The following is a 16,167-nucleotide window of genomic DNA, read 5'->3' on the forward strand; positions in this document are numbered from 1 at the left end:
TATCGAACGCAAGATTGAGCCGGGTTTTGTGGTGGTCGATAAGGCGCTATCGCGAGCAGGCTCACTCCTACAATTGGAATGCGTTCCCCTGTAGGAGTGAGCCTGCTCGCGATAGCGCCATTCCAGACAACACATTTGTTTCAGGCAACAAAAAGCCCGCCAAATGGCGGGCTCCTTGTGTTCACCGGATGATCAGAACAGCTTCATCTTCGGTGCTTCTTCTTTCAGCGGTTCGTTCTGCGCGGTCTGCGCATTCCAGCCACCACCCAGGGCCTTGTACAGGTTGACCGCACTGGTCAGCTGCGCGAGGCGGTCGGTGATCAGTGCCTGTTGCGCGCTGAACAACTGACGCTGGGCGTCGAGGAAGGTCAGGTTGCTGTCGACACCGATGCGGTAACGACGCTCGGCCAGGCGGTAGTAATCCTGGTTGGCCGCGACGAAGTCACGCTGCGCCTGCAACTGCTCGGTGTAGGTCTGGCGGGCAGCCAGGCCGTCGGCGACTTCCTGGAAGGCGGTTTGAATCGACTTCTCGTAGTTCGCCACGCCAATGTCCTTCTGGATCTTGGCATAGTCGAGGCTGGCACGCAGGCTGCCGGCGTTGAAGATCGGCAGGTTGATCTGCGGCTGGAACAGCCAGGTTCCCGAACCACCCTTGAACAGACCGGACAGGTCCGGGCTCAGGCTGCCCGCGTTGGCGGTCAGGCTGATGCTCGGGAAGAACGCTGCACGGGCGGCGCCGATGTTGGCGTTGGCCGCTTTCAGGTTGTACTCGGCCTGGAGGATGTCCGGACGACGCTGCAGCAGGTCCGAAGGCAGACCGGCCGGTACGTCGCTGAGCAGATCATCCGACAGCGGTTTGGCCGCTTGCAGATTGGCCGGGATGCCGGTGCCGAGCAGCAGCGTCAGGCTGTTTTCGTCCTGAGCCACCTGACGGGTGTACTTGGCCAGTTGCGCCCGGGCGTTTTCCACCGAGGTGCGCGACTGCGCCAGGTCCAGCGCCGAAGCCACACCGACTTCGTTGCTGCGGCTGGTCAGCTTGTAGCTTTCTTCAAAGGCACCGAGGGTGTCTTGCGTCAGCTTGAGCAGTTCCTTGTCGGCCTGCCAGGTCATGTAAGCGTTGGCCACACTGGCCACCAGACTGATCTGCGTGCTGCGGCGCGCTTCTTCGGTGGCGAAATATTGTTGCAGCGCTTGTTCGCTCAGGCTGCGCACCCGACCGAACAGGTCGAGTTCGTAGGCGCTGATGCCGACGGTCGCGGTGTAGGAACTGCTGATGTTCGCTTCACCGGTCTGCGAGGCACGGGCCGGAACCCGCTGACGGCTGCCGCTGGCATTGGCCGAAACCGCCGGGAACAGGTCAGCACGCTGGATGCGGTATTGAGCCGCATAGGCGTCGATGTTCAGCGCCGCGACACGCAGGTCGCGGTTGTTTTCCAGTGATACCTGGATCAGCTGTTGCAGGGCCGGGTCATGGAAAAACTGCTTCCAGCCCTGTTCGGCAGCGGCTTGCGCCGGAGCCTGGGCCGGCGAGTACGCCGGCCCCTGCGGGTACTGGCCCGCGACCGGTGCTTCAGGCTGCTGATAATCGGGGATCAGCGAGCAACCGCTCAGCACGAAGGCGGCGACTGCGATGGAGAGTAGCGACTTGCTCATTGGCCAGCCTCTTTAGGAGTTTCAGTCGTCTCGTCCGGGTCGGCGATTTTACGCTGGCCGATGGACGAAACCGTGACGAAGAACAGTGGGACCCAGAAGATCGCCAGGATCGTGGCCGTGAGCATACCGCCAATCACGCCAGTACCGATCGCGTGCTGGCTACCCGAACCGGCACCGGTGGAGATCGCCAGCGGTACTACACCGAGGACGAACGCCAGCGAGGTCATGATGATCGGTCGCAGACGCATGCGGCACGCTTCGATCGCCGCATCGCGCAGACTGCGCCCTTGTTCATGCAGCTCCTTGGCGAACTCGACGATCAGAATGGCGTTTTTAGCCGCAAGACCGATGGTCGTCAACAGGCCCACCTGGAAGTACACGTCGTTGGACAGCCCGCGCAGGCTGGTGGCCATCAGCGCACCGATGATCCCCAGCGGTACCACGAGCATGACCGCGATCGGAATCGACCAGCTTTCATACAACGCCGCCAGACACAGGAACACCATCAGCAGCGACAGGGCGTACAGCGCTGGCGCTTGCGAGCCCGACAGACGTTCCTCGTAGGACAGACCGGTCCAGGAGATACCGACACCGGCCGGCAGCTTCTTGGCAATCGCTTCGACTTCGGCCATCGCTTCACCGGTGGAGTAACCCGGCGCCGGAGAACCGAGCACTTCCATCGCTTCGACGCCGTTGTAACGGGCCAGTTTCGGCGAACCGTAGATCCACTCGCCCTTGGCGAACGCGGAGAACGGCACCATGGTCCCGGCGCTGTTGCGCACGTACCACTTTTTCAGGTCTTCAGGGCTCATGCGCGCACCGGCCTGACCTTGCACATACACCTTCTTCACCCGACCACGGTCGATGAAGTCGTTGACGTAGCTACTACCGAAGGAGATCGACAGGGTGCTGTTGATGTCGGAGAGGCTCAGACCCAGGGCCTGGGCTTTCTCATCGTCGATTTCCAGATGGTATTGCGGCTCGTCGTTCAGACCGTTCGGACGTACCTGGTAGAGCACCTTGCTCTGCGCGGCCATGCCGAGGAACTGGTTGCGGGCTTCCATCAGTTTTTCGTGACCGATACCGGCGCGGTCCTGCAGGAACACGTCGAAACCGGTGGCGTTACCCAATTCCAGTACCGCAGGCGGGGCGAACGCAAACACCATCGCATCGCGGAAACTGAAGAAGTGTTGCTGCGCACGCTGTGCCAGGGCAAACACGCTGTTGCCCGAATCTCGCTCGTGCCACGGCTTGAGCATGATGAACGCCAGCCCCGAGCTCTGACCACGACCGGCAAAGTTGAAGCCGTTCACGGTGAACACCGAAGACACCGCACCCGCTTCTTTATCCAGCAGGTAGGTACGCATCTCGTCGATCACGACTTGAGTACGTTCCGCACTGGAACCGGCCGGGGTTTGCACCTGGGCGAACAGTACGCCCTGGTCTTCTTCCGGCAGGAACGCGGTTGGAATGCGGGTGAACAGCCAGATCATGCCGACGACGATCAGCAGGTACGCCAGCAGGTACGGGGCTTTGCGCGACAGCATGTTGCCGACACCGCGCTCGTAACTCCTGACACCGCGATCGAAATTGCGGTTGAACCAGCCGAAGAAACCTTTTTTCGGCGTGCCGTGGTCACCCTTGGCAATCGGCTTGAGCATGGTCGCGCAGAGTGCCGGGGTGAAGATCAGTGCAACCATTACCGACAGGGCCATGGCCGAGACGATGGTGATCGAGAACTGCTTGTAGATCACACCGGTGGAACCGCTGAAGAACGCCATCGGCAGCAGTACCGCCGACAGCACCAGGGCGATACCGACCAGGGCACCCTGGATCTGACCCATCGACTTCTTGGTCGCTTCCTTCGGTGACAGGCCTTCTTCGGCCATCACCCGCTCGACGTTTTCCACCACGACGATGGCGTCGTCCACCAGCAAGCCGATGGCCAGCACCATACCGAACATGGTCAGGGTGTTGATGCTGAAACCGGCGGCGGCGAGGATGCCGAACGTACCGAGCAATACCACCGGCACGGTCATCGTGGTGATGACGGTGGCGCGGAAGTTCTGCAGGAACAGGAACATCACCAGGAACACCAGCACGATCGCTTCGACCAGGGTTTCAACCACACCCTTGATCGACTCGGTCACGACCGGAGTGGTGTCATACGGGAACACCACTTCCATGCCTTGCGGGAAGAACGGCTTGAGGTCGTCAATCGTCTTGCGCAGCGCTTTGGCCGTGTCGAGGGCGTTGGCACCGTTGGCCAGTTTTACCGCCAGACCGGACGCCGGGCTACCGTTGAACTGGGCGGAAATACTCGAGTTTTCACCGCCCAGACCGACGTCGGCCACGTCGCCGACACGGACCTGAGAGCCGTCCTGATTGACCTTCAGCAGGATCGCCTTGAACTGCTCGGCAGTCTGCAGACGGGTCTTGCCGATGATCGTGGCGTTCAGTTGCTGACCTGGCAGCGCCGGCAAACCGCCGAGCTGACCGGAAGACACCTGGACGTTCTGCGCCGAAATCGCGGCGCTGACATCCGACGGCGTCAGGTTGTACTTGTTCAGCTTGGCCGGATCGAGCCAGATGCGCATCGCGTACTGGGCACCGAAGACCTGGAAGTCACCGACACCGGCGGTCCGCGAGATCGGGTCCTGCATGTTCGACACGATGTAGTTGGACAGGTCGTCCTTGGTCATGCTGCCGTCGCGCGACACCACACCGATCACCAGCAGGAAGTTCTTCACTGCCTTGGTGACGCGGATACCCTGTTGCTGCACTTCCTGTGGCAGCAGCGGGGTGGCCAGGTTCAGCTTGTTCTGGACCTGAACCTGCGCGGTGTCGGAGTTGGTGCCTTGCTCGAAGGTCGCGGTGATGGTCATGCTGCCGTCGGAGTTACTTTCCGAGGACACATAACGCAGGTTGTCGATACCGTTGAGCTGCTGCTCGATCACCTGGACCACGGTGTCCTGCACGGTTTGCGCCGAAGCGCCCGGGTAGGTCACGGAGATCGCGATGGCCGGCGGTGCAATGCTCGGGTACTGGTTGATTGGCAATTTCAGGATCGATAGTGCCCCGACCAACATGATCACCAGGGCAATTACCCAGGCGAAAATCGGACGGTCGATAAAAAATTTCGACATGAGTTACTCCCCTTTGCCGCCAGCGGCTTTGTCAGCTGCTTGAGCGGGGGCCGGGTTCTTGGCTACGTTGGTCGCTTCGGTCGGGTTGACCTGAGCGCCTGGGCGAACGTATTGCAGACCTTCGGTGATCAGACGATCACCGGCTTTCAGGCCATCTTCGATCAGCCACTGGCTGCCGACAGTACGGCTGGCCTTGAGCTGACGCAGTTCAACCTTGTTGTCCGGGCCGACGACCAGTGCGGTCGGAGTGCCCTTGAGGTCACGGGTCACGCCTTGTTGCGGCGCCAGAATGGCCGCGGCGTTGACCCCGGCCTGCAACTGGGCGCGGACGAACATGCCTGGCAACAGGGTGTGATCCGGGTTCGGGAACACGGCGCGCAGGGTCACGGAACCGGTAGTCGGATCAACCGATACTTCGGAGAATTCCAGCTTGCCGTCGAGCTTGTACTGGCTGCCGTCCTCAAGGGTCAGCTTGACCGCTGCCGAGTTGTCGCCGGCCTTCTGCAGACGACCGCTTTCCAGCTCGCGGCGCAGTTCCAGCAGCTCAACCGAGGACTGGGTAACGTCGACGTAGATCGGGTCCAGTTGCTGGATCGTCGCCATCGCGTCGGCCTGACCATTGCTGACCAGTGCGCCTTCGGTCACCGAAGAACGGCCGATACGGCCGGAGATCGGCGCGTAGACCTTGGTGTATTTCACGTTGATCTGCGCACTCTGCAACGACGCTTCCGATTCCATGCGATTGGCGACGGCGGTGTCGTATTCCTGGCGGCTCACGGCCTGCTCGTCGACCAGTTGCTTGTAGCGGTCGGAGATCGACTTGGTCGAACGCAGGTTGGCTTCGGCGCTTTTCAGGGTCGCTTCATAGACTGCCGGATCGATCTGATACAGCTGCTGGCCGGCTTTGACGTCGCCGCCTTCCTTGAACAGACGTTTGAGAATGATGCCGTTGACCTGTGGTCGAACTTCAGCGATGCGGTACGCACTGGTGCGCCCCGGCAGTTCCGACGTGAGGGTGAACGCTTGTGGTTGCAGGGTGACGACGCCGACCTGAGGAGGCGGAGCGGCTGGGGCCGCTTCTTCCTTTTTACATCCGCTGAGCAGCGATGCCAGGGCGACGGCAGTGACCAGAGCGGTAACAGCTGGCTTGAATTGCATGAAAATCCTCGGGTCAGGCGCGCGCATTGCGCACAAGAAGTGTGAAAGGGTAAAAAAATCGGGTCGAGTGGATAAGTAGCTTGCTAAGGAATATACTTACGTTCATGGTTGTTTGTAAATAGCTTGGCGTCGTACCCACCCTGTTACAAAATGCGTCGCAAGGTTTGAAATTGTAGGCCGGGGAGCCGATTCGTGAGAGATCAGCCCCCTCTTTATTCAGCGGATATTCAGCCATCCCTGAAACATCCTGTTTGAGGTTTTACTGCCATGGTCCGTCGTACCAAAGAGGAAGCTCAGGAAACGCGCAGCCAGATTCTCGAAGCGGCCGAGAAAGCGTTTTATGAAAGGGGTGTGGCCCGCACGACCCTGGCGGATATCGCGACGATGGCCGGCGTGACGCGCGGTGCCATCTATTGGCATTTCAGCAACAAGGCCGATCTGGTGCAGGCGATGCTCGACAGCCTGCATGAACCGCTGGATGAATTGGCCAAGGCCAGCGAGAGCGAGGACGAACTCGACCCGTTGGGGTGCATGCGCAAGCTGTTGATCCATCTGTTTCATCAGGTAGCCCTGGATCCGAAGACCCGTCGCATCAACGAGATTCTGTTTCATAAGTGCGAATTCACCGATGAAATGTGCGATCTGCGCCAGCAGCGCCGCACGGCCAGTCTCGATTGCAACCTGCGCATCGGTCTGACCCTGCGTAATGCGGTCAATCGCGGCCAGTTGCCGGAAGATCTCGACACTGCCCGGGCGGCCATCAGCATTCATGCGTATATCGATGGCCTCCTGTATGGATGGCTGTTGGCGCCGGACAGCTTTCAATTGCATGCCGAAGCCGAGCGCTGGGTCGATACAGGGCTTGATATGCTGCGCCTGAGCCCTAGCCTGCGTAAATGAAACAAAATGCGTAATTGAATCTGTTCGTGTCAAGACTTGAAGCGGGGAAATGTCCCTGCTTCAAGTCTTTTTGTAATGGAGTGCTTTTATATACGTACGTTGGCCAGGTTGATAGGTAGCGAGCTACGTATTTTGTAGGGGTTTTGTGTCGACTGTGTGAATGAATGTTAACGACTCGGGCTAAAAGGGCGCCGAGCAGCCGATACGCACCAACCGATCCGTTTCGTTTCCGGGTTCCCTTTGCCCGATCCTCACCACCAGGCTGCGTTACTTCCGATGGGCTTGAGCCACGGCCTTTAGTTTGCTCGCGCCTCTATAATGTCAGCGTTGTCCGTACCGCTACTGCATGAGCAGGTAACTCTCTATCAGGCCGATGGCGTCATGAATGCGATCATCTTATAGCTGTAAGGGTAAACCGGGTTTTCATTTTCCAATGCCGCGCCGCAGGTGATGGGTTCGGCGCCAATAGAGAAAGCATTGGTATCCCAGAAGAGTTCGACCTTTGGAGGCCGGTGCCCCGCCATTTGTCTGTAGCAATAACTGAGCGTGGTGTCGAATTGTACTTTCTGTTTGTAGTTGGTGTAGCAGACGTAAGTGCTGAATACCTCTTTTTTTATATCGTAATCAATAACGATGTCCTGTTTCAGATGAGGATCTCCTTCAAACAGCATAAAAACAGTCTGGTAAGGGAGGATCTTGTCGATACGCGTCAAGGGTGGGTGCTTTGGAGAGGCGTCGTCAAGCCAGAAAGTAGAGTCCGTGGCATTGGTGATTTGCAGAAGGAATGTAAGTTTGTTTGGATCTATATCATTCATTTTTATATAACCTTGCTTGATTAAGTTGGTGGGTTGTAATTGATGAGTTGCTGGGCGGAGCTTAGGTTTATATTGTTCTGATGGCGAATCTTTAAATGTATGAAAATAAAAAAAGCCCCACCTCTTTCGAGGCGGGGCTTAGTTGTTAGTTGTTGTTGTTTACAGCGTTGGATAATCGATATAACCGACCGGGCCTTTCGCGTAGAACAACTCAGGACGTGCGTCGTTCAGCGGTGCGTCGGCCTTCAGGCGTGCCGGCAGATCCGGGTTGGCAATGAACGGTACGCCGAACGCTACCGCGTCAGCCTTGCCTTCAGCCAGCCACGCATTGGCGCTGTCCTTGGTGAAGCGTTCGTTGGCGATGTACGCGCCGCCGAAAGCTTCTTTCAGCTGTGGGCCGAGGCTGTCGGCGCCTTCTTTCTCGCGGGAGCAGATGAAGGCGATGCCGCGCTTGCCCAGCTCGCGAGCCACATAAGTGAAGGTCTCGGCCAGATTGTCGTCGCCCATGTCATGGGAATCGGCGCGGGGTGCCAAGTGCACGCCGACACGGCCGGCGCCCCAGACGTCGATCGCTGCGTCAGTCACTTCCAGCAGCAGACGCGCACGGTTTTCCAGGGAGCCACCGTAGTTGTCGGTGCGCTGGTTGGTGCTGCTTTGCAGGAACTGGTCGAGCAGGTAGCCGTTGGCGCCGTGGATTTCCACGCCGTCGAAACCGGCGGCTTTGGCGTTTTCGGCACCGGTCCGGTAGGCCTCGACGATCTCGGCGATTTCAGCGGTTTCCAGAGCTCGCGGGGTCGGATAGTCGGCCAATGGACGCACCAGGCTGACGTGACCTTTAGGCTGGATGGCGCTCGGCGCGACCGGGGTTTCGCCGTTGAGGTACGACGGATGCGAGATGCGGCCGACGTGCCACAGTTGCAGGACGATCTTGCCGCCGGCAGCGTGCACGGCTTTGGTCACGTTGGTCCAGCCGCGAACCTGGTCGTTGGACCAGATGCCCGGGGTGTCCGGGTAGCCGACGCCCATCGGCGTCACCGAAGTCGCTTCGGAGAGGATCAGACCGGCGGAGGCGCGTTGCACGTAGTACTCGGCCATCAGCGCGTTCGGCACGCGGCCTTCGTCGGCGCGGCAGCGGGTCAGCGGAGCCATGATGATGCGGTTGGACAGCTCGAGGTCGCCCAGTTTGATCGGATCGAAAATAGTTGCCATGTGTACAACCCTCGTCAGTGAAGTGGTTAATCAGTGGGTAGCGGGGGCCAGACCGGCGTCGCCGTTCTGACGGAAAGTGATCAGGGTCACCAGCAGCGCGAGAACGGCCAGCGCGGCAGCGGCCAGGGGCACGCTGGTCAGGCCGAAACCGTGGGCGATGACGCTGCCACCGACCCAGGCGCCCAGGGCGTTGCCGATGTTGAAAGCGCCGATGTTCAGGGTCGACACCAGGTTCGGTGCGGCCTTGCCGAAGGTCACCACGTTGACTTGCAGCGCGGGGACGGCGGCAAACGAAGCGGTGGCCCAGAGGAACAGGGTGATCTCCGTCGGGATCAGCGCAACGCTGGTCCAGCTCAGCACGGTGGAAACCACCGCCATCGCCACGAACACGCCGATCAGGGTCGCGCCGAGACGCTTGTCCGCCAGTTTGCCGCCGATGATGTTGCCCACCGTCAGACCGAGGCCGATCAGCAGCAGGGTCCAGGTCACGCCTTTTGGCGAGACACCGGTGACATCACCGAGCAGCGGCGCGACATAGGTGAAGAGGGTGAACATCGACGCGGCGAACAGCGCGGTCATGCTCAGCGAGAGCCAGATGCCGGCGCCTTTGAGGGCGGCGAGTTCGGCGCGCATGTCGAGTTTTTCCTCGTCGCGCTTGGCCGGCAGGAAGCGGATCAGACCGATCAGCGCCACTACACCAATCACGGTCACCGCCCAGAAGGTCGAGCGCCAGCCGGCTTCCTGACCCAGCGCCGTGCCCAGCGGTACACCGAGCACGTTGGCCAGGGTCAGGCCGGTAAACATCAGCGCCACGGCGGATGCGCGCTTGTTCGGCGCCACCAGCCCGGCAGCTACCACAGAACCGATACCGAAGAACGCACCGTGGCACAGCGCGGTGACGACACGGGCAAACATCAGCACGTTGTAGTCACTGGCGATGGCACACAGCAGGTTACCGACGATAAAAATGCCCATCAGCGCTACCAGTGCGGCCTTGCGCGGCAGTCTGGCGGTGGCCAGTGCCATGAACGGCGCACCGATGGCCACGCCCAGGGCGTAACCGGTCACCAGCCAGCCGGCGCCGGGAATCGACACACCGAGGTCGGCTGCCACATCGGGCAGCAGGCCCATGATGACGAACTCGGTGGTGCCGATGGCGAAGGCACTCAAGGCCAGAATGAGTAGCGAGAGGGGCATTTGAATCAATTCCTTGTGGGAGCGCTGAGCTCTTTGACGATGGCGTCGAGGAACGCCTGGATCACGTCCTCGTTGCGTTTGAAGAAGTGCCACTGGCCGGCTTTCTGGCTGCTGATCAGACCTGCGCGTTGCAGGGTCGCCAGGTGGGCGGAGACGGTCGACTGCGACAGGCCGCAGCGTTGATCGATCTGCCCGGCGCAGATGCCGTACTCGTGGTTGTGTATCTGCTCAGGAAACTGGGCTTTGGGGTCTTTCAGCCAGATGAGAATGTCTCGCCGTACTGGGTGTGCCAGGGCTTTTATTATTTCGTCGAGGTCGAGGTTCATGGCTTTATGCTCGTGATGTGTAGCGCTATATCGCGATGAGGCGAACTTTAAATCGGTATTTCGCGATATACCAATATGAATTTGATCTGACGACCGTATAAATCGGTATATCGGGTTATAACGATACGTGTGCTGTAACGATGAAAGCGCGCAGTGCTAAGCTGCGCCCATGAACTATCTCGCACATTTACACCTCGGAGGCCAGCACCCCGAGCAATTACTCGGCAGTCTGTATGGCGATTTCGTCAAAGGACGCCTGCAAGGGCAATTTGCACCCCAGATTGAAGCGGCGATTCAGTTGCATCGGCGGATTGATGTGTTCACCGATCGCCACCCATTGGTGGACATCGCCCTCGGGCGTTTCACCGAGACCCGGCGGCGTTACGCGGGGATTGTCCTCGATGTGTTTTTCGACCATTGCCTGGCGCGCGACTGGACGCTGTACGCCGATCGACCGCTGGAACATTTCACCCGCGACGTTTATCGGGTGCTGTCGAATGAACGGCAATTGCCAGAACGCCTGGCGAAAATCGCCCCGCACATGGTTGCCAATGACTGGCTGGGTTCGTATCAAGAGTTTGAAGTGCTGGAGCAGGTGCTGCGCGGGATCTCCCGCCGCCTGACCCGGCCTGAGGAGCTGGCGGGGGCGATGCAGGAATTACGGCGCTTGTATGAACCGCTGAGTGAGGATTTCCGCTTGTTCTATCCGCAGCTTCAAGAATTTGCACAAACGTCGGCAACGCAGTAACCCCCTGTGGGAGCGGGCTCGCTCGCGAATGCGGTAGGTCATTCAACATGTGCATTGGCTGAACCACCGCTTTCGCGAGCAAGCCCGCTCCCACAGGGGGGATCTGTGTTTCAGGCAGCGATCAATTCGCCGGCGCGACGCGGTTCGGCCGCTTTGGCGATATCACCAAACAACGCCTTCTGCACCGCCTGCTGCGCTTCGAACGCCAGCGCCGCACGTTCGCGGCCCTGACAGGCGATCGGCTTGAGCAGATGCACTTCGACATCGCCGCAGTCGTGGCTGAACAGACGCATCAGATGCGACAGCAGATCATCGTCACCAATGAACGGCGCCAACGCATCGATTTCGCCATTGCGCAGATAACGGATTGCCACCGGTTGCAGCATCACCTCCGAATCAATCGCCGCCGACAGCAGGCGACCATGAAAGGTGCGCAGCGAGCGGCCATCGGTGGTGGTGCCTTCCGGGAACATCAGCAACGGATGTTGCGTTTGCAGGTGACGGGTCATCTGTTTGCGGATCAACTGGCTGTCACCCGAACCGCGACGGATGAACAGACTGCCGGCCTTCGCCGCCAGCCAGCCGGCCACCGGCCAGGTGCGCACTTCGGCCTTGGACAGAAACGACAGCGGCGTGAGCATGCCCAGCAGCGGAATGTCAGTCCATGACACATGATTGCTGACCCACAGCATCGGTTGTTTCGGCAATTCACCGTACACGGTCACGCGAAAGGGCAGGGCATGGCTCAAACGCGCCATGAAAAACCGCGACCAGCGCTGCCGACGTTGCATCGAGTGCGCCAGGCCAATTCGTTCGAACACGCCGAAGACGCTGGCCATGGTCAGGCCCAGCGCCACCACCAGCAGCACCCGCGCGATCCGCGCGTACACGCGCAACCGGCTCATCACACGGCCGCCTTGAAGTGCTTGGCGTAGCGCGGGCAGAGTTCGTCGCGCTTGAGCAGGATGAACACGTCGGCGACCTGGAAATCTTCGTCCCAGCACGGCTCGCCGCAGATCTTCGCACCCAGGCGCATGTAGGCCTTGAGCAGCGGTGGCATTTCGGCGATCACGTTCGATGGGATATCCAGCGACGGCAGCGGCTTCTTCGGTTCGGCGCGCAAGTGTTCGGTGCACAGATAACGTTCGCGCAGACGCTGCATGATCGCGTGGGCCTGCACGCCGCCGTCCTGCATCGGGATGCTCGCGCAACCCATCAGATAGCTGTAGCCGCCCTGATTCAACACTTCGGCCAGTTCACCCCAGAGCACGGCGATGGTGCCGCCGTTGCGGTAGGCCGGGTCGACGCAGGTGCGGCCGATTTCGAGGATCGGGCCTTGCAGATGGGCGAGGCCATGCAGACTGAATTCTTCTTCGCTGTAGAACTTGCCCAGGCTGCTGGCGGCGGTGTGATCGAGCAAACGGGTGGTGGCGACCAGACGCCCGGTGTTCAGGTCACGCACGCCGATGTGGCTGCAGTGAACATCATAGTCATCCATGTCCAGACCCAGTTCCGCGCCTTTCAGCTTGGCGTTGAACTCGCCGCTGAATACGCTGAAGCGCAAGGCCTGGGCTTGCTGCAAGGCCTCGGCGCCGATCAGGCGTTCGGCTTGCAGGCGGCGTTCATTGCCGGTGTCGCTGATGCGGGCGATCTGAGTCATTTGAATCTCCGTACGGGCCTTGAACCCGTCGTGGGTTGCAGCCGATCGACTTTCTTTATGCAGCCATGTTGTGCAAAGTCAGGCTATGTAGCCCCGGTGTCATCACCGTGAACGTTTGGTGATGCTTGTATGACAGCCCTCAAGGAGCCTCTTATGCCCTGGCCCAGCCTGCTCGAAAGCCATGAACGCCTGCCCGCCGTGACTGATCTGGCGGAAGGTTTCGCTACCTTGCTGCATCAATTGGGCAACGTGACGCCGTTCGAACTGGCGGTGGCCGGAGGGCGTCGGATGGCGACGCCGGGGCTGGCATTTCTGGTGGGGTATCAGGCGGCGTTGCGCATGCTCTGGCCGAGCGCGCCGCCGAGCCTTGGTGCGTTGTGTGCGACCGAGCAGCGCAGCCTGCGCCCGGCGGACATGCAGACGCGCCTGACGGATTTGCGCCTGAGCGGGCGCAAGGATTTCGTCACCGCCGGGGACGCGGCGGACTGGCTGCTCGTCGCCGCGCGCAGTGAAGAACCCGGCGAAACGCCGCGCCTGAGTCTGGCGGTGGTCTATCCCGGCGAGCCCGGCGTGCGCGTGGAAAAACTCCCGGCGCTGCCGTTGATGCCGGACATCAGTCACGGTCGGCTGCATCTGGACGGCGCTTTGTGCGAGTTGCTCGCGGGGGATGGCTGGGACGCTTATGTGAAGCCGTTTCGCACCCTGGAAGATGTCTATGTGCTGAGCGCGATGACCGCGTGGCTGTACGGTGTCGGTCAGGACAGCGGCTGGTCGCAGCCGCTGCTGTTGCGCTTGCTGGCGCTGTTGGCCGGGTGCGCGGAAGCGAGTCGCCAGCCACCGAACAACCCGGCCGGGCATGTGCTGTTGGGCGGTTTGTTTGCGCAGTTTGATGCGCTGAAGGGCGAGATCGATCAGGCGTTGGCCGAGGGTAGTCCGGAGTGGGCGCAGATGTGGCAGCGTGATCAGGGAGTGATGCAGTTGGCGGCCGGCGCGCGGGCCAAACGCTTGGCCAAGGCTTTGGCGGTGGGCTGACTGGCCTCTTCGCGAGCAAGCCCGCTCCCACCCTTGGAATGCGTTTCAAATGTGGGAGCGGGCTCGCTCGCGAAGGCGGCGGCAAAAACACCACACATCTGTCATGTGGCAAGACTACCCTCAGCAGGTTCTCCCCAAGAGCCCTCACCATGCGCAAAAGCCTGTCCCTGTTTCTGCTGCTGATCAGCTTCACGGTCCAGGCCGAACAATGGCCCGGTGAGCAATGGCCGACTGACGCAAAAATCAGCGGCGCAGCGGTCGAGGCATTGGAGACCTACGCCTTCCCACCCCGCGACGACACTACCCGCCAGGGCATCCGCACGGACGCGCTGCTGATCATCCGCGACAGCCAGTTGATCTACGAACGCTACGCCGGCCCGACCCGTGCCGAGACCCCGCACCTGACCTGGTCGATCAGCAAAAGCCTGATGGCCACCGTGCTGGGTGTGGCCTATGGCGAAGGCCTGTTCAAACTGGATGATCCGGTCGCGAAGTTTTATCCGGCGCTGGAACAACACCCCACGATCACCGTGGCGGATCTGCTGCACTGGGCTTCCGGGCTGGACTGGCAGGAAGACTACGAATACGCGCCGCTGAAATCCTCGGTGGTGGCGATGCTCTACACCCGTGGGCACCGCGACATGCCCGCGTTCACTGCCAATCACGACGCTTATGCGCCGCCGGGGCAGACGTTCCGTTACTCCAGTGGCGACAGCAATCTGCTGGCGGCGGCGCTGAAGAACATGGTGGGCCCGCAGCGTTATCCCGACTATCCATGGACCGCGTTGTTCGAGCCGCTGGGCATCCGCCACGCCGTGTGGGAAACCGATGCCGGCGGTACGTTTGTCGCTTCCTCTTATGCCTATCTCACGGCGCGGGATCTGGCGCGGGTCGGTCTGCTGATGGCTCGCGACGGACGTTGGCACGACCGGCAATTGCTGCCCAAGGATTGGGTCGCTTTCAACCGCACTGCCTTTGCCGGCTACAAGGCGCATCAGGACGAAGCGGTGCCCGGTGGTCAGTGGTGGCTCAATCGCCCGGCGGATGGCGCCGCCGCGCCGTGGCCCGACGCGCCGCCCGACACCTTCGCCGCCCTCGGCCACTGGGGCCAGGCGCTGTATGTGATCCCCAGCGAGAAACTGGTGATCGTGCGTTACGCCGATGACCGCGACGGCAGCTATCGCCACAACGAGCTGCTCAAACGCGTGCTCAAGGCGGTGCAGCCATGAAGCTGTTGAAGCGGGTGTTGCTGTTGGCGCTGATCGTGCTGCTCGGCTGGATCTGGCTCGAACGGGAAAACCTCTGGGCGTTCCCCGACATCATCAGCGCGTACACGGCAAAGGAATATTGTTCGTGCCGTTATGTGATGAACAACGACGCCGAGTATTGCCGGGGCTATGTGAAACAGTGGCTGCCAACCAGCGAATTCAGCGATGACAGCGCGAGCAAAACCATCACCGTCAGCGGCATGGGCCGCAGCAATCGCGCGCAGTGGCTGGGCGAACGCCAGGGCTGCCGCCTCAATCCTCAAGTCAATAGATAACCCTGTGGGAGCGGGCTTGCTCGCGAATGCGGTGTGCCATTCAGCATTTGTGTTGACTGATTCACCGCCTTCGCGAGCAAGCCCGCTCCCACAGGAGGTTTCACCAATCGATAGATTTGCGGCGATCAGTTTGCAATAACGGCGTGGGCGGTTAAGGTTCGTGCAGGTTTATCGCCCAACGAGTGTTCAATGTTCAACCGCTCCCTCTGTAAAGCCTTCGCCAGTCTGCTGCTGGCCGCTGCCGCGCTGCCGGCGCAGGCCAACTGGTATCTGGATGGCGAGTCGTCGCGGCTGTCGTTCGTCAGCACGAAAAACGCCCACATTTCTGAAGTGCAGCGCTTTCTGGTGCTGCACGGCAAGGTCGATCCGGATGGCCGCGCTGAAGTCGAAGTCGAGCTGGATTCGATCAACAGCGGCATCCCGCTGCGCGACGAGCGCATGCGCAAGGAGCTGTTCCAGATCGAGCAATTCCCCGAAGCGACCATCAGCACCCGGATCGACCTGCGCCCGATCAACGATCTGGCCCCCGGTGCGCAGCTGGAATTGCGTCTGCCGCTGACCGTCAACCTGCACGGCAAGCAACATGAATACCCGGCAGAGTTGCTGGCCACCCGTCTCGATGACCGACGTTTTCAAGTGGTGACCCTGGAACCGCTGGTGATCAACGCCGAGGATTTCGATCTGGCGCCGGGGCTGGAAACCCTGCGCAACCTGGCCGGCTTATCGGCCATCAGTCTGTCGGTGCCGGTGGGTGCGGTGCTGATTTTTACGGCGCGCTGA

At 60.6% G+C, this 16,167-nt stretch carries 15 protein-coding genes; 6 read left to right on the forward strand and 9 right to left on the reverse strand.

Features of this window, described 5'->3' with window-relative positions; all coding sequences use genetic code 11:
- Nucleotides 1–192 precede the first annotated feature (192 nt).
- The 3 genes from emhC to emhA are packed head-to-tail and all read right to left on the reverse strand — an operon-like array spanning nucleotide 193 to nucleotide 5,957.
- Complete coding sequence (gene emhC, locus V3W27_RS08635; protein ID WP_027614404.1) at nucleotides 193–1,653, reverse strand: efflux RND transporter outer membrane subunit EmhC; 1,461 nt, start codon at nucleotides 1,651–1,653, stop codon at nucleotides 193–195.
- On the reverse strand, nucleotides 1,650–4,799 hold the full coding sequence (gene emhB / locus V3W27_RS08640) for an efflux RND transporter permease subunit EmhB (protein WP_027614405.1): 3,150 nt from the start codon (nucleotides 4,797–4,799) through the stop codon (nucleotides 1,650–1,652). Before emhB ends, emhC begins: the two co-directional genes overlap by 4 nt.
- 3 nt (nucleotides 4,800–4,802) lie before the next feature.
- Nucleotides 4,803–5,957, reverse strand: coding sequence for an efflux RND transporter periplasmic adaptor subunit EmhA (gene emhA / locus V3W27_RS08645; protein WP_027614406.1), 1,155 nt, complete (start codon nucleotides 5,955–5,957; stop codon nucleotides 4,803–4,805).
- Between the two features lie 267 nt (nucleotides 5,958–6,224).
- Between emhA and emhR the strand changes: the two genes are divergently transcribed.
- Nucleotides 6,225–6,857, forward strand: a complete 633-nt coding sequence (gene emhR / locus V3W27_RS08650; protein WP_027614407.1) for an efflux system transcriptional repressor EmhR — start codon at nucleotides 6,225–6,227, stop codon at nucleotides 6,855–6,857.
- 365 nt (nucleotides 6,858–7,222) lie between these two features.
- Here emhR and V3W27_RS08655 read toward each other — a convergent pair whose 3' ends face one another.
- The 4 genes from V3W27_RS08655 to V3W27_RS08670 form a co-directional block, all read right to left on the reverse strand.
- Nucleotides 7,223–7,672: a hypothetical protein gene (locus V3W27_RS08655; protein WP_330206388.1), complete on the reverse strand. Its 450-nt coding sequence runs from the start codon at nucleotides 7,670–7,672 to the stop codon at nucleotides 7,223–7,225.
- A 159-nt stretch (nucleotides 7,673–7,831) separates the two neighbouring features.
- Nucleotides 7,832–8,881, reverse strand: coding sequence for an alkene reductase (locus tag V3W27_RS08660; protein ID WP_096797051.1), 1,050 nt, complete (start codon nucleotides 8,879–8,881; stop codon nucleotides 7,832–7,834).
- Between the two features lie 30 nt (nucleotides 8,882–8,911).
- Nucleotides 8,912–10,078: an MFS transporter gene (locus tag V3W27_RS08665; RefSeq protein ID WP_003222434.1), complete on the reverse strand. Its 1,167-nt coding sequence runs from the start codon at nucleotides 10,076–10,078 to the stop codon at nucleotides 8,912–8,914.
- A gap of 5 nt (nucleotides 10,079–10,083) precedes the next feature.
- Nucleotides 10,084–10,404 carry an ArsR/SmtB family transcription factor gene (locus V3W27_RS08670; protein ID WP_003222436.1) on the reverse strand — a complete coding sequence of 107 codons (321 nt, stop codon included), beginning with the start codon at nucleotides 10,402–10,404 and terminating at the stop codon, nucleotides 10,084–10,086.
- Between the two features lie 169 nt (nucleotides 10,405–10,573).
- Here V3W27_RS08670 and V3W27_RS08675 point away from each other — a divergent pair, with 169 nt between their 5' ends.
- A complete protein-coding gene (locus tag V3W27_RS08675) occupies nucleotides 10,574–11,152 on the forward strand; it encodes an acyl carrier protein phosphodiesterase (protein WP_204895071.1) in 579 nt (192 codons plus the stop codon).
- 110 nt (nucleotides 11,153–11,262) lie between these two features.
- On the opposite strand, the gene V3W27_RS08680 is transcribed toward V3W27_RS08675, so the two are convergent.
- Nucleotides 11,263–12,057, reverse strand: a complete 795-nt coding sequence (locus tag V3W27_RS08680; protein ID WP_330206389.1) for a lysophospholipid acyltransferase family protein — start codon at nucleotides 12,055–12,057, stop codon at nucleotides 11,263–11,265.
- A complete protein-coding gene (gene olsB, locus V3W27_RS08685) occupies nucleotides 12,057–12,812 on the reverse strand; it encodes an L-ornithine N(alpha)-acyltransferase (protein ID WP_027614412.1) in 756 nt (251 codons plus the stop codon). The genes V3W27_RS08680 and olsB overlap by 1 nt, the downstream gene beginning before the upstream one ends.
- A gap of 153 nt (nucleotides 12,813–12,965) precedes the next feature.
- Between olsB and V3W27_RS08690 the strand changes: the two genes are divergently transcribed.
- The 4 genes from V3W27_RS08690 to V3W27_RS08705 all read left to right on the forward strand — a co-directional run bounded on the left by V3W27_RS08690 (nucleotide 12,966) and on the right by V3W27_RS08705 (nucleotide 16,167).
- Complete coding sequence (locus V3W27_RS08690; RefSeq protein WP_330206390.1) at nucleotides 12,966–13,844, forward strand: acyl-CoA dehydrogenase family protein; 879 nt, start codon at nucleotides 12,966–12,968, stop codon at nucleotides 13,842–13,844.
- 149 nt (nucleotides 13,845–13,993) lie between these two features.
- A complete protein-coding gene (locus V3W27_RS08695) occupies nucleotides 13,994–15,073 on the forward strand; it encodes a serine hydrolase domain-containing protein (protein WP_247269424.1) in 1,080 nt (359 codons plus the stop codon).
- Nucleotides 15,070–15,387, forward strand: coding sequence for an amidase (locus V3W27_RS08700; RefSeq protein WP_330206391.1), 318 nt, complete (start codon nucleotides 15,070–15,072; stop codon nucleotides 15,385–15,387). Before V3W27_RS08695 ends, V3W27_RS08700 begins: the two co-directional genes overlap by 4 nt.
- Before the next feature lie 189 nt (nucleotides 15,388–15,576).
- Nucleotides 15,577–16,167 carry a YceI family protein gene (locus tag V3W27_RS08705; RefSeq protein ID WP_202369460.1) on the forward strand — a complete coding sequence of 197 codons (591 nt, stop codon included), beginning with the start codon at nucleotides 15,577–15,579 and terminating at the stop codon, nucleotides 16,165–16,167.

It is taken from the genome of Pseudomonas sp. AM14(2022) (assembly GCF_036346455.1).
GTDB lineage: Bacteria > Pseudomonadota > Gammaproteobacteria > Pseudomonadales > Pseudomonadaceae > Aquipseudomonas > Aquipseudomonas putida_A.